Genomic DNA, 12,419 nt, shown 5'->3' with positions numbered 1-12,419 from the left:
CCCCTCCCCCCGGTCACACCGGCTGCGGCTCCAGGTCGCGGTTGATCCGCTTCCAGCCCCGCGCGGCCACCGTGTTGGGGTGCTCCTCGCCGAACTGCCGGATCAGCTCGGAGATCGCCCGGGCGCGCAGTTCGGCGGCCTGGGTGTGCCGGCCGGCCGCCCGCAGGGTGATCGCCAGGTTGGCCTCGCAGGCCACCGCGTCCGGGTGCTGCGAGGAGTAGCGCGCGCACAGTCCCGCGTACGCGGCCCGGCCGAGTTCCTCGGCGAGTTCGGTCTGCCCGTCGTCGCCGTAGGCGTTGGCCAGGTTGATCATCGCGTTGAGGGTGTACGGATGGTCCGGCCCGGCCGATCGGGTCAGACCCTCGACGGTGGCCCGGCCGGTCTCGATGGCGCCCCGGACGTCGCCGCTGCCGCGCAGGTAGATGCCGAGGTTGTTGGCGCAGGCCAGGGTGAAGGGGTGGTCGTCGCCGAACAGCCGCCGGTGGCCGTCGTAGACGGTGGCGCACAGGTCGCGGGCGGCCTCCTTGTCGCCGAAGGCGCTGTGGTCGGCGGCCAGGTTGAGCGCGCAGGCCAGCGCGTCGGGGGCATCGGCGCCGTAGCGCTCCAGGTAGCGTTCGTAGGTCTCCTTGGTGATCCGGCGGGCCTCGGCGAGCTGGCCCATCCGGCGCAGTGAGACGGCCAGGGACTTGGCGTTGCGCAGGCTCTCGGGCAGGCCCGGGTCCAGGCCGTCGCCGAAGTCCGCGGTGACCTCCTGGAGCAGCTCGACCGAGCCGCGGTAGTCGCCGAGTTCGCGCAGGTCCCGGGCGAGGGCGGACTTGGTGATGAGGGTGTACGGGTGCTTGGGTCCGAGCACGGCGGTGCGCCGGTCCAGGGTCTCCTGGTCGAGTTCGCGGGCGGCCTCGCTCTCGCCGACGAGGCGGTAGTCGATCGCCAGGTTGTTCGCCATGGAGAGCGTGCGCGGGTTGTCGTCCCCGAACAACTCGCGGAACTGGTCGAGGATCTCCCGGTCGAGGTCGAGCGCGGCCTGGAAGCGGCCGAGCGCCCGGCGGTCGGCGCCGAGTGAGCCGGCCGTCATCAGGGTGTACGGGTGGTGCTCGCCGAGCAGTGCCCGCTGGCGCTCCAGGGTGGCTTCGTCCAACGCCAGCGCCTCGGCGTAACTTCCCTGGGAACGCAACACGTTGGCGAGCTGGAAGCGCAGCAGCAGGGTCTGCCGGTCGTCCTCGCCGAGCTTGCCGGTCCACTCGGTGTCCAGAGCGTGGCCGAGGTCGCGGGCGCGGTCGAGTTCGCCGCGCTTCCACAGGTAGCGGACGCGGTCGATGAGCAGCTGGCGGGTGTCGGCCTCGTCGCAGTTGTGGGCCTTGGAGGGCGACAGGTGGGGCCAGATCTCGTCGAAGGCGGGCCAGTTGGCCGGGTCGTCGGTGTCGCCGAGGACGGGCCGGGCGCCGGTGAGGATGCGGTGCACCTCGTGGACGGCGGTCTCCTGCTCCTCGTCGCTCATCCCGGCCCGGATCACCGCCTGGACGAGCCGGTGCACCTGGAAGCTGTTGCTGCCGGCGTCGACCTTGGCCAGGGCGTAGCGGCCGATCGCCTGGATGACCTTGCCGAGCATGAACTTGTCGCTGAGGTCGGCGTCGTACTTCACCAGCGCCCGGATCATCTGGTCGCTGTAGAAGAGGTTCATGGAGATCGGCTCGGGCGCGAAGAAGGCGCACAGCTGGAGCAGCCGCACGGCGGCCGGGGACTGCTGGCGCAGCCGTCCGATCGAGACGTTCCAGGTCGCGGCGACCGGGGTGGGGTAGTCGGTGGGGTGGTCGACGGCGAGGGCGCGGGCGGCCTCGGCGTGCAACTGGTTGACGTAGGTGTCCACCGGGGTACCGGTGGTGTCCAGCCATGCGGCGGCAACCTCGACGGCCAGCGGGAGGTCGCCGACGGCCTCGGCGACCCGGTCGGCGTCCGCCCGGGAGAGGCTGCGGGCGCGCCGGCACAGGTGCTCGACGCTCTCGCCGCGGGTGAAGACGTCGACCTCCAGCGCCTCGGCGTGCCCGGTCCAGGCCTGGTTGCGGGAGGTGACCAGGATGTGGCCGGAGCCGCCGGGGAAGAAGCGGCGGATCTCGCTGGGCTCGTCGGCGTTGTCGAAGATCAGCAGCCAGCGGGAGGTGGGCACGCCGCGGCGCAGCGCCTCCCGGGCGGCCTCGGCGGCCTCGGTGACGGAGTCGCCGACCCGCAGGCCGAGACGGCGGGCGAGTTCGGCGAGCGCGGGGGCGACCAGCTCGGTCTGCTCGGCGTCGATCCACCAGACCAGGTCGTAGTCGGACATGAAGCGGTGGGCGTACTCCAGCGCGACCTGGGTCTTGCCGACGCCGCCGAGCCCGTACAGGGTCTGCGGGGTGGGCAGGACGGCCGCCATGCCGCCGCGCAGCTGGTTGCGCAGCTGCTCCAGGACGGCGGCGCGGCCGGTGAAGGAGGGGTTGCGCGGCGGCACGTCCCAGACCGAGGGCTTGCTGCCGGGGAAGCGCGGGCCGCCGCTGGGGGCGTCGCCGAGCGGGGCCTCGCCGCGGCCCAGCGCCCGCAGCAGGCTCTGGACGGACTGCGCCTCGTCGCGGCCGACCAGGTCGACGGGGTTGCGGTTGCTGAACGGCGCGGTGAGCCGGACGTCGCCGACGCGCACCGGCAGCAGCTGACGCCGGGTGCCGGAGGGGTCGGAGTTGACCACCGACTCCCACAGCGCCCGGGCCTGCGGGGAGCGCTGGTAGGCGGGCGAGAGCACCGCGACGGTGCGGTAGGCGGAGTCGATGCCGCGCTCGGTCTCCTCGCGCGGGTCGGTGCCGGCGCTGAGGTCGCGCGGCAGCACCCGGAAGCCGGCCCGGGTCAGCACGGACTCGATCCAGTCCGCCCACATCCGGTCCTCGGGCACGTAGGACAGGTAGAGGTCGGCGGGGACGGACGGGCGGCGGCGGGTGAAGGCGTCGACGTAGCGCAGCCGCACCTCCTCGTCGACCGGTGGCAGGCCGGTGACCCGCCCCTCGGTGATCACGGAGGTGAGCCGCTCGCAGGCGGCGAGCATCGAGGTGGGGGTGCCGGTCTGGTCGCCGAAGGTCGCGAGGATCTCCTCGTAGGCGTAGAACGGCCGGTACGGGATCTCCACCGAGCCCCAGTAACCCGCGAGTTCCTCGCCGCTCAGGCCGGCCGGCAGGCCGTCGAAGCGCACCCGGGCGAGGGCGCGGCCGGCGTCCGCCTTCTCCTTCTCGCCCTCGTCGATGCGCATCGGGACGGGCAGGATGCGGATGCCGCGGTCGCGGTAGCGGTCGTGGATGTGCTGGGCGATCCGGGAGGCGCCGTCGATGGACTGGTCGCTGAGGGTGAAGCAGACCACCAGGTCGTCGGGCATCTGGACGGTGCAGATCTCGGCGATGTCGGACAGGCCGGTGCGGGAGTCGATCAGCACGTAGTCGTAGCGCTTGGACATGTCGGCCTTGAGCGCGTCGAAGAACTGCCCGCCGTCGAAGCGGTCGTAGAAGATGTCCCAGTCGAGGTGGGTGACGGCCTCGGAGTAGTCGCGGTTGAACTGGCCCGCGGAGAGGAAGTCCAGGCTGCCGCCGGACGGGAAGTGCGGCCAGGACAGCGACAGCGCGTGCGGGTGCACCCGGGCGAAGTCCAGGTGCCAGCCCTCGGCGTGCTCGACCGGGCGCAGCGCCTCCTCGCGGTACTCGGCGATGAGGTCCATCATCCCGGTGGTGCCGGCCAGGGAGGCCGGGTCGAGGAAGGGGTGGAAGAACTTGGCGAGGCCGGGGGCCTCCAGGTCCCAGTCCACCGTGAGCACCCGGAAGCCGTTGGCGGCGAGGATCCAGGCGGTGTTGGCGAGGGCCATGGTGCGGCCGGTGCCGCCCTTGTAGGAGTAGAAGGTGATGATCCGGCCCTGGCGGTCCTGCTCCGCGGCCTGCCGGGCGGCCTCTCGCGCGGCGGCCAGCTCGGCGGCGCCGACGCGGAAGTTCCTGGTGGTGTTGTCACTCATCGGTGCGGTCCTCCCAAGGGCGCCATCCCAGCATCGGGGTCATCGCCGTCGTCACGGTCGTCGCGGGTGTCGCGGGGGTCGTTGGTACGGGCGTTGCGGTGGTCGGTCCCGTCGTCCGGGTCGTGGTCCCGGTCGACGGGTTCCGGACCGTACTGGTCGGGCCGGTGTCCGCCGAAGCCGTCCGGCCCGTACGCCCCCGGCCCTCGCCGGAAGGCCTCCCGCAGGCTCGGCCGGGGCGTCGGCGGGTCCTCGGGTTCGGCTCTGGTGCGGCCCTCGAAGGCGTACTTGGCCTTCATCGCCGCCCGGGGCAGCGCGTCGTCGAAGTCCTCCAGGGTGCTCAGCCCGGTCGGGCCGGTCACCCCGAGGAAGCTCGGGCGGCCGGCCCGCCGGGTGATCCGCAGGGTCTGGTCGCTGAGCTCGACCAGTTCGTGGCCGCCGCCGTCGCACTCGGGGTCGTCGCTGTTCCACGGCTCCAGCACGCTCACCCAGGTGGCGTCGCAGCGGTCGAAGCGGCGGACCAGCTCGCGCCGGTGCGGGTCGCGCAGCGCCCACCGGTCCAGCAGCAGCAGCCCGGGGGCCTCGGCGTTGCCCTCGATGATCGACTCGACCTCGTCGTCGAACTCGTGCACCGTCGGCTGGAACCCCAACTGCCGGGCCAGGCGCACCGCGTGCTGGGCGATCGGTGACCCGGCCGGGCGGTAGGGGTGCCAGTCGGTGCGCCGGGCGCCGTAGAAGTCGGGGTTGCGGTCGGGCGGCAACTCGCCCTGGTGGTAGGTGAGTACGGAGATCCGCAGCTGCTTGGTCGGGGCGGTCACGTTGAAGGCGCTGGGCAGCGAGTTGAAGTCCAGCCTGCGCCCGACCGGGATCACCGTCTCCTCCGCCACCTGCACGATCCGCGCGGCCAGCCGGTGCACGGCCAGCTCGTAGGCGGCGCGGAAGTAGCTGAGCTTCATCAGCGCGTACAGGCCCTCGGTGGCGTAGTCGGGCCCGAACCCGGCGTGGTTGAACTGGAGTTCGCTGGCCACCTTGGGCAGCCGGTAGCGGCTCATCGGCGCCCACAGCACCGGGACGATGCCGCTGGTGCGCTCGGCGTCGATGGTCGCCGGGTACACCGGGCGGCGGGTGAAGGCGTGCCACTCCTGGCCGCACGGAACGCTGTTGAAGTACCGCGGCGAGTACAGCGGCACGAACACCCGGCAGCTCGCCAGCTCCTCGGACAGCCGCTCGGCCCACAACTCGCCCTGGTGCATGGACTCGTCCATGAATCCGACCGGAACCCCGGCCGGGACGGTGGTGAGTTGCAGCACCGCCTCGCAGAGGTCCCGGTACAGCTGCCGGACCCAGTGGTTCGGGTCGCCGGCACCGCGCGCACCGGACTTGGGGGTGTGCGCGTAGGAGAGGAAGAAGTACGGCCGGGCCTCGTCCTCGTCCCAGCCCCGGTCAGTCACACGTGCCTCCCCCGGGCCCGTCGGCAACCTGCCTCCCGCAGCCCCCGTGCGGCGGGGTCTCAGTGTAGGAACGACTGACACCCCAATGGAATAGCACAACGACCCGTACGAATTGACATGACCGAAACGATGCCGCTGCGTTCTTTCGTTGAGCAGTACCCTCGTTGCGGCCGTCGTGAACGATCAGGAGGGGTACGCATGGAGCGCACGGAGCAGCTCGACTGGCAGAGGTCGAGCTTCAGCACCGACCAGGCCAACTGGCTGGAGATCGCCTCCGAGGGCGAGTTCGTCTACATCCGCGAGTCCGACAACCCCGAGCTGGTCGTCACCACCACCCGCACCAAGCTCAACGCCTGGATCCTGGGCGCCAAGGACGGCGAGTTCGACCACTTCGTCGGCCTCTGAGCGCTCAGCCGTCGTAGCGGGCGGCGAGCGACCTGACCGTCCCCGCGATGCGGTCGCGGAGTTCGGCCGGCTCCAGGACCTCGACCTCGGCACCCAGCCGCAGGAACTCCCCGTGGGCGTGGTCGACCGACTCGATCGGCACCCGGGCCTGCGTCCAGCCGTCCTCCGCCGGCGTCACCCCGAGGCGGCGGGCGCCCTCCGGGGTCAGCCGCACCAGCGCCTCACCGGTGTGCAGCCGGGCCCGGAAGTCCGCCAGGTAGCCCCGCCAGTACGCGGCCAGCACGAATCCCTCCGGCACCGCGAACTCCTCGCGCTGCGAGCCGAGTTCGATGATCTGGTCGACCCGGTAGGTGCGCGTCCCGGACGGCCCTCCGGCCACCAGGTACCAGCGGCCCGCCTTGAGCACCAGCCCGTACGGCTCCACCCGGCGCTCGATCTCCTCCGGCGCCCGCCAGCGCCGGTACCGCAGCACCACCGCCCGGCGCGCCCAGACCGCGGCGGCGACGGCCGCCAGGTGCGGGGTCTCGTCCGCGTCGCCGTACCAGCCGGGGGCGTCCAGCAGGAAGCGCTTCTGGATCCGTCCGGCGTGCTCGCGCAGCTCGGCCGGGAGAGCAGCCGTCAGCTTGAGCTGGGCGGTCGCGAGCGCCTCACCGAGGCCGAGTTCGGCGGCGGTGCCCGGGAGTGCGGCCAGGAAGACGGCCTGCGCCTCGTCGGCGGTCAGCCCGGTGAGACGGGTCCGGTAGCCGTCGACCAGCCGGTAGCCGCCCGCGTGCCCGGCCTCGCCGTACAGCGGGATCCCGGCGGCGGCGAGCGCCTCGACGTCGCGGTAGACCGTCCGGGCGGAGACCTCCAGCTCCTCGGCCAGCTGCCGGGCGGTCATCCGGCCCCGGTTCTGGAGGAGGAGCAGCAGGTTGACCAGTCGGCTCGCGCGCACATCGCCCAGTATCCACTGACAGGGGTTGTCAGTGGAGTGCCCCTAGCCTGCGGCGCATGAACGACTTCGACTTCCTGCACGGCTCCTGGGACGTGGCCAACCGCCGTCTCACCGCACCGCTCTCCGGTGACGGGACCTGGGAGGAGTTCCCCGGCCACTCGGTGATCCGGCCGCTGCTCGGGGGCGCGGGCAACATCGACGAGATCACCTTCCCCACCCGCGGCCGCCGGGGCGTCACCCTGCGGCTGTTCGACCGGGAGACCGGGCAGTGGTCGATCCACTGGTCCGACAGCCGGACCGGCCGGCTCGATCCCCCGGTGATCGGCGGCTTCACCGGTGACCGGGGCGACTTCCACGGCGAGGACACCCTCGACGGCCGGCCGATCCGGGTGCACTTCACCTGGTACCGCCTCGGCCCGGACAGCGCCCGCTGGGAGCAGGAGTTCTCCGCCGACGGCGGCCGCTCCTGGGAACTCAACTGGACCATGGACCTCACCCGCACCGGTCCGGCCTTCGACGGGCTGGGCGACGCATGAGCCTCATCGTCGAACTGCGCCGGTACACGCTGCACCCCGGCGCCCGGGACACCCTGATCGAGCTGTTCGAGCGGGAGTTCGTGACCGGCCAGGAGGCGGTCGGCATCACCGTCGGCGGCCGCTTCCGCGACCTGGACGACCCGGACCGCTTCGTCTGGCTGCGCGCCTTCCCGTCGATGGCGGAGCGCCGCCGCGCGCTGGAGGCTTTCTACTACGGCCCCGTCTGGCGGGAGCACCGCGACGCCGCCAACGCGACCATGGTCGACAGCGACGACGTCCTGCTGCTTCGCGGCCCCGGCTTCGCACTGCCGACGGACGGCCGCGAGCTGCGCGCCACCATCTGCCACCCCGCCGATGCAGCCGCCTTCGACACCTGGGCCGCCCGCCACCTCGGCCCCGAGCACGCCCTCCACCGCACCGAACACGCCGAGAACGACTTCCCCCAGCTCCCCGTCCGCACCGGCGAGGACCTCCGCCTCTGGTTCGGCCCCGCCGAGGAACCCCCACCCTGGCCGCACCAACACCTCCGCCTGGAGCCCGTGAAGGGTTAGGGCGACTGGTCGCGCGGGAAGTCGACCGGCCCGACTTCCTGCACAACCAGCCCGGCCGTGCGTGCGGCCGTGGCCGAGGCGCTGGGCGCGGCCTGACGGCCCGACGCCCTCAGGCCCCGACGAGCTCCGCCAGCTCGTCGGCCGACTCCGGGGTCAGCCGGTAGAAGCCCTGGAGGCTGACGAAGCGTTCGAGGCGTCCGTCCACCACGTACTTCAGCCCCCGAGTCTGGTTCCGGCGGTTGCGCCAGGTCAGGCGCGGCAGGAGGTCGCCCGGTATCCGCTGGTCGAAGCGGACCGGCGTGGCGTCCACGTGGACGGCGTCGGCGCCGCAGCCGCCGGCACCGAGCATCCGCCAGTCGGCGTGCCCGGGGAACGCCGGGTCCCGCCAGGTCTCCGGCTCGGCGCCGCAGCAGTCGCCGCGTTCGCGGTCGACGATCCGCATCCGGCTCACCACGAACACCTCGCACTGCTTGACGTGCAGCGCGTACACCTCGTCCCCGACTCGGGCGCCCGACCAGGCGGGCAGCGACTGGTGCACCCCGCTGAAGGCGACGGGCGGCCGCTGACCCGCGCGGCCCTCCTTGCGCAGTTCGCGGCAGGTGTCCTGGGTCCACAACACGGTGTAGGCATCTGGCATGCCGCTGAGCTTAGGAACGGGGACCGACACCCCGGCGCGGGCCCCGCTCCGGTGGGCGGGGCCCCCGCGCCTGTCACCCGGTGTGACGCTCCCGGAACCGCCGGGAGCAAACTTGGCACCCTCCCCCGACTACGGCAGCCGCGCGGACGAGGAACAGCAGCCCGGTCACACTCGACGCCGGGTCCGCTTGAACTCGCGCAGCAGCGCGAGGAGGTTGATCACGGTGCTGGCCCGCCCCTGCCCGTCGCCGGGACGCGGATATCCGGTGGCACGCCGCTCACCGGGCAGCCAGGATCACCGCCATGCACGTCTTCCTTGAGACCGCACGGCTCCTGCTGCGCCCGTTCACCGCAGGCGACACCGACCACCTCCACGCGCTCGACAACGACCCCGAGGTCATGCGCTTCATCAACGGCGGTGAGCCGACCAGCCGGGAGACCGTCGAGACCCGGGTCCTGCCGCGCCTCCTCCACGACCACGCCTGCTTGGGCACCCGTGGCTTCTGGGCCGCCGAGGAGAGGGCCACCGGCCACTTCCTCGGCTGGTTCGAGTTCCGCCCCCTCGACGAAGACACCCCCGCCGTCGTCGAACTCGGCTACCGGCTGAACCGCACGGCCTGGGGCAAGGGTTACGCCACCGAGGGCTCGCGCGCGCTGATCGACAAGGGCTTCACCGACCTCGGCGTCGAGCGGGTCACCGCCAACACCATGGCCGTCAACTCCCGCTCCCGGCGCGTGATGGAGAAGTCCGGCCTGTCGTTCCTCCGGAACTTCACCGGGGACTGGCCGCACCCGATCCCCGGGTCCGAACACGGCGAGGTCGAGTACGAGCTCACCCGGAGCACGTGGCAGCGACGCCGGTAGCCTTCGCCCAGGCGGCTGAAGCACTGCATCCTTCGGCCGGTCCGGCCGTTGACCACATCATGGAAACCAGAACCTGGGCCGGGCTGCTCGCCGGCGCCGCCGTACTGATGACGGGTGCGGCTCTCGCCCCCGTCGCTGGCGCGGCGGGCACCCCGACCGCGCCGCACGATCCGTACACCCGGACCGAGCTGTTCTTCGGCACCGAGCGGCCGGACGGCGGTCCCGCCGTCACCGACCAGGAGTTCCAGGACTTCGTCGACTCGGTGATCACCCCTCGCTTCCCCGACGGTCTCAGTGTCGAACAGGCACGCGGCCAGTACCGCGACCGCTTCGGCGTCATCGAGCACGAACGCTCCTACCTGGTCACCCTGCTGTACCCGACCCCGCAGGCGAAGCCGGCGGGCGCCGCCGTCGAGGAGATCCGCCGCAGCTACGACCAGCAGTTCCAACAGGAGGCCGTCGGCCGGGTGGACGAAGCGGTCAAGGCATCGTTCTAGCCAGGGCCCGGCCCGTAAGCACCCCGAGGGGGGAGGCGCGTGCGGTCCGGGCGTCGGAGAAGATGTCGGGCGTGGAAGGAAGCTACAAGCTGCTCCGTCAGACGAGCCGGTGGGCACGTTTCGCCCAGGTCACGGTGAGCGGAGAGGCGTCGGCCGAGCCCGCTGTCCAGGTGGGCGCGGACGTGTCCGGATGGCGCGTTCGGTCATACGGGCCCACCGTCGGTGCCGTCCAGGTCGGTGATGAGCAGTTTCGAGCAGAGGCACTGGACGGCGTCCGGTATGCGCTGGCACAGCTTCCCGAGGAGAGCCGCGGGCTGTCCGTGTCCGTCGTCGAGATCGTGACCTCGCCGGTGGACACGGGCCCTGACGACGTGAAGTTCGCGGCGGCGCACGCCGTATGGGCGATGGTTGGCCGGCAGCCGGGTCGGCAACCGTGGATCGATGACACCGGCGCCCCCGTCTTCCCGTAGCAACGGAGTCACGGCCACTCGTTGATGCCGGGCGACCGGTCGAGGCGAGGGAGTCAGCGGCAGAACACCGCCGTGATCAGCCCGTTGAGCGCCTTCGGGAACTCCTTCGCCGGGTCCGCGTCCGAGTCGCCGGTGGTCAGTCCGGCGGTGAGGGTCCGGCTCCCGTCCGGGGTGCTGATCATCAGTGCGCCGTAGCCGCCGGGGGCGCCGCCGTTGTGGTGGACGATGGTGACGCCGCCGCCCTCCGGGCCCAGGTCCTGGACGAACAGCCCGAGTCCGTAGCCGAGCGGGCCGTGCGGTGTCCGCATCTCGTCCAGCAGTGCGGCCGGGAGGAGGCGGCCGCCGAGCAGTGCGGCGAAGAAGACGTGCAGGTCGCGGGTGGTGGAGATCATGTCACCGGAGCCGGTCAGCAGCGAGGAGTTCTGCCGGGAGACGTCCACGACCTTCCACTCCTCGCCGTCCTGGTAGCGGTAGTAGCCGTGGGCGTGCGGGCCGGGGATGTCCGGCGAGTCGCCCGGCACCACGGTGTCCCGCAGTCCGAGCGGCCGCAGGATCCGCCGCTGCATCTCCTCGGCGTACGAGCGGCCGCTGAGCGCCTCGACCAGCAGGGCGGCCAGCGTGTAGTTGGTGTTGGAGTAGCTCTGGTCGGTGCCGGGCTCGAACCGCGCCGGCTTCGTCAGCGCGAACCGCACCAGCTCGTCCGGTCGGTAGTTGTGGAACCGGTTTTCCACCCACGCCTTGCCGACCGACGGCAGCCCGGGTACGAACGTCCCGTTGGCGTCCAACTCACCGGTGCAGTTGTAGAGGCCGCTGGTGTGCTGGAGCAGCATCCGTACGGTGATCTGCTCGTCCAGGCCGAACCGGGGCAGGTGCTCGGCCACTGGGGAGTCCAGCCCGATCGCGCCGTCGTCGACCAGGTGCAGCACCAGCGTCGCGACGAAGGTCTTGGTGGTGCTGCCGATCCAGAACTGCCCTTCGGTGGACGGCTTCGCGCTCCCACCCAGCTTGTGCACCCCGGCGCTGCCGGCCCACTCCCCGCTCTCGTCGTACACCCGCATCTGTATCCCGGCGAAGCCGACGTCCACGACGTCCTGGACGGCCTTCTGCAGGTCGGGGCGGTCCTGGGTGGAGTTCCCGCTCATGGTCGGTCCTTCTTCCTTCCGTTGGAGGTTCGGTTCAGAGGCTGCGGGCGGTGATGTCGCCGTAGCCGGTGGTGGCGTGGATGGTCAGGCCGGGGATGCCGTCGGCGTTCTTCAGGGCGTTGTGGATCCGCCCGTGGCCGGTGCCGGCGTCGAGGGCGGCGGAGATCCCGCGGGCGGCGCCGACGGCGATCTGCCCGTACTCGGTGCGCAGGGTGACGTCGCCGCCGACGGCTTCGGCGATCCGGAGGTCGCCCTTCTGGGTGCGGATCTCGGCGGGGCCGCCGAGCCGGCCGACGGCGATGTCCCCGGCCTGGAGGGCGAGGTGGGCGCCGGCGGTCTCGTCGAGCTTGACGGTGCCCTGGGCGGCCCGGAGGGTGACGTCGCCGAGGCGGCCGACGCCCCGGAACTCGCCGAGCGCGGCCTTGGCCTCGACCCGGGAGCCGACCGGCAGTTGGACGGTCACCTCGGCGGTGCCGGAGTTGCCGAGGACCCGGTTCTCCGCCTCCGGGGCCTGGATCCGCAGCACGCCGTCCGCGTACGCGACCTCGATCCGCTCGGCGGCCTTCACGTCCCGGCTCCTGGCGGCGTCGGCGGGCCGGACCTCGACCACGGTGTCGGTACGGTCCCCGGCGATGAACCGGATGCGGCCGGCGGGGATGTCCAGGACGACCGAGACCGGGGCGGGGGTGGCGAACTTCTGCATCGTGCACTCCTTCTCTTCCGCGGCGTCGGCCCCTTCGGCCCGCCGCTTTCCGATGAAGGAAACGCTACGTTGCGTTCGTACTTCAGGCAACAGTCTTGACGCTCAATAACTCCATATCCGCAGGCAGGTGGCACAAATTCATTGCAACAGCCCTGCCAGGAATGCAACGGCGCCCAGCCCTTTCATTGCAATGGACTGGGCGTGAACGCTATGACGGGGCG

Annotated in this window: 12 protein-coding genes; 6 read left to right on the top strand and 6 right to left on the bottom strand. The window is 71.9% G+C overall.

What is annotated here, in order from left to right; genetic code table 11:
• Nucleotides 1–13: 13 nt before the first annotated feature.
• Entirely contained in the window at nt 14–4,012 is a 3,999-nt protein-coding gene (fxsT, locus tag ACFV1W_RS00770; RefSeq protein WP_380411543.1) for an FxSxx-COOH system tetratricopeptide repeat protein, read from the bottom strand.
• Nucleotides 4,009–5,460, bottom strand: coding sequence for a TIR-like protein FxsC (locus tag ACFV1W_RS00765; protein ID WP_380411540.1), 1,452 nt, complete (start codon nt 5,458–5,460; stop codon nt 4,009–4,011). Before ACFV1W_RS00765 ends, fxsT begins: the two co-directional genes overlap by 4 nt.
• Before the next feature lie 198 nt (nt 5,461–5,658).
• On the opposite strand from ACFV1W_RS00765, the gene ACFV1W_RS00760 reads away from it, so the two are divergent.
• Nucleotides 5,659–5,865, top strand: coding sequence for a DUF397 domain-containing protein (locus tag ACFV1W_RS00760; RefSeq protein WP_030287141.1), 207 nt, complete (start codon nt 5,659–5,661; stop codon nt 5,863–5,865).
• 4 nt (nt 5,866–5,869) lie between these two features.
• On the opposite strand, the gene ACFV1W_RS00755 is transcribed toward ACFV1W_RS00760, so the two are convergent.
• On the bottom strand, nt 5,870–6,799 hold the full coding sequence (locus ACFV1W_RS00755; protein WP_380411539.1) for a helix-turn-helix transcriptional regulator: 930 nt from the start codon (nt 6,797–6,799) through the stop codon (nt 5,870–5,872).
• A 56-nt stretch (nt 6,800–6,855) separates the two neighbouring features.
• Here ACFV1W_RS00755 and ACFV1W_RS00750 point away from each other — a divergent pair, with 56 nt between their 5' ends.
• Complete coding sequence (locus ACFV1W_RS00750) at nt 6,856–7,335, top strand: hypothetical protein (RefSeq protein WP_380411536.1); 480 nt, start codon at nt 6,856–6,858, stop codon at nt 7,333–7,335.
• Nucleotides 7,332–7,886, top strand: a complete 555-nt coding sequence (locus tag ACFV1W_RS00745) for an NIPSNAP family protein (RefSeq protein ID WP_380411533.1) — start codon at nt 7,332–7,334, stop codon at nt 7,884–7,886. The genes ACFV1W_RS00750 and ACFV1W_RS00745 overlap by 4 nt, the downstream gene beginning before the upstream one ends.
• Nucleotides 7,887–7,995: 109 nt before the next feature.
• Here ACFV1W_RS00745 and ACFV1W_RS00740 read toward each other — a convergent pair whose 3' ends face one another.
• Nucleotides 7,996–8,523: a hypothetical protein gene (locus tag ACFV1W_RS00740; protein WP_380411530.1), complete on the bottom strand. Its 528-nt coding sequence runs from the start codon at nt 8,521–8,523 to the stop codon at nt 7,996–7,998.
• A gap of 302 nt (nt 8,524–8,825) precedes the next feature.
• Here ACFV1W_RS00740 and ACFV1W_RS00735 point away from each other — a divergent pair, with 302 nt between their 5' ends.
• The 3 genes from ACFV1W_RS00735 to ACFV1W_RS00725 all read left to right on the top strand — a co-directional run bounded on the left by ACFV1W_RS00735 (nt 8,826) and on the right by ACFV1W_RS00725 (nt 10,353).
• Entirely contained in the window at nt 8,826–9,386 is a 561-nt protein-coding gene (locus tag ACFV1W_RS00735; RefSeq protein WP_380411528.1) for a GNAT family N-acetyltransferase, read from the top strand.
• A gap of 59 nt (nt 9,387–9,445) precedes the next feature.
• Nucleotides 9,446–9,883 carry a DUF3574 domain-containing protein gene (locus tag ACFV1W_RS00730; RefSeq protein ID WP_380411525.1) on the top strand — a complete coding sequence of 146 codons (438 nt, stop codon included), beginning with the start codon at nt 9,446–9,448 and terminating at the stop codon, nt 9,881–9,883.
• 71 nt (nt 9,884–9,954) lie between these two features.
• Nucleotides 9,955–10,353 (top strand): hypothetical protein, encoded by a 399-nt coding sequence (locus ACFV1W_RS00725; RefSeq protein WP_380411523.1) that lies wholly within the window; start codon nt 9,955–9,957, stop codon nt 10,351–10,353.
• A gap of 53 nt (nt 10,354–10,406) precedes the next feature.
• On the opposite strand, the gene ACFV1W_RS00720 is transcribed toward ACFV1W_RS00725, so the two are convergent.
• Nucleotides 10,407–11,495, bottom strand: coding sequence for a serine hydrolase domain-containing protein (locus ACFV1W_RS00720; RefSeq protein WP_380411521.1), 1,089 nt, complete (start codon nt 11,493–11,495; stop codon nt 10,407–10,409).
• A gap of 34 nt (nt 11,496–11,529) precedes the next feature.
• Nucleotides 11,530–12,198: a DUF4097 family beta strand repeat-containing protein gene (locus ACFV1W_RS00715; protein ID WP_380411518.1), complete on the bottom strand. Its 669-nt coding sequence runs from the start codon at nt 12,196–12,198 to the stop codon at nt 11,530–11,532.
• Nucleotides 12,199–12,419: the final 221 nt, after the last annotated feature.

It is taken from the genome of Kitasatospora sp. NPDC059648 (assembly GCF_042734825.1).
GTDB lineage: Bacteria > Actinomycetota > Actinomycetes > Streptomycetales > Streptomycetaceae > Kitasatospora.
Note: the sequence above shows the minus strand (reverse complement) of the source record. Positions and strands in the feature narration are given on the sequence as shown.

Bases quoted from the DNA above. Each gene is read 5' to 3' on its own strand.
- fxsT (WP_380411543.1), bottom strand. From the start codon at position 4,012: ATGAGTGACAACACCACCAGGAACTTCCGCGTCGGCGCCGCCGAGCTG.
- ACFV1W_RS00760 (WP_030287141.1), top strand. From the start codon at position 5,659: ATGGAGCGCACGGAGCAGCTCGACTGGCAGAGGTCGAGCTTCAGCACC.
- ACFV1W_RS00750 (WP_380411536.1), top strand. From the start codon at position 6,856: ATGAACGACTTCGACTTCCTGCACGGCTCCTGGGACGTGGCCAACCGC.
- ACFV1W_RS00745 (WP_380411533.1), top strand. From the start codon at position 7,332: ATGAGCCTCATCGTCGAACTGCGCCGGTACACGCTGCACCCCGGCGCC.
- ACFV1W_RS00740 (WP_380411530.1), bottom strand. From the start codon at position 8,523: ATGCCAGATGCCTACACCGTGTTGTGGACCCAGGACACCTGCCGCGAA.
- ACFV1W_RS00735 (WP_380411528.1), top strand. From the start codon at position 8,826: ATGCACGTCTTCCTTGAGACCGCACGGCTCCTGCTGCGCCCGTTCACC.
- ACFV1W_RS00730 (WP_380411525.1), top strand. From the start codon at position 9,446: ATGGAAACCAGAACCTGGGCCGGGCTGCTCGCCGGCGCCGCCGTACTG.
- ACFV1W_RS00720 (WP_380411521.1), bottom strand. From the start codon at position 11,495: ATGAGCGGGAACTCCACCCAGGACCGCCCCGACCTGCAGAAGGCCGTC.
- ACFV1W_RS00715 (WP_380411518.1), bottom strand. From the start codon at position 12,198: ATGCAGAAGTTCGCCACCCCCGCCCCGGTCTCGGTCGTCCTGGACATC.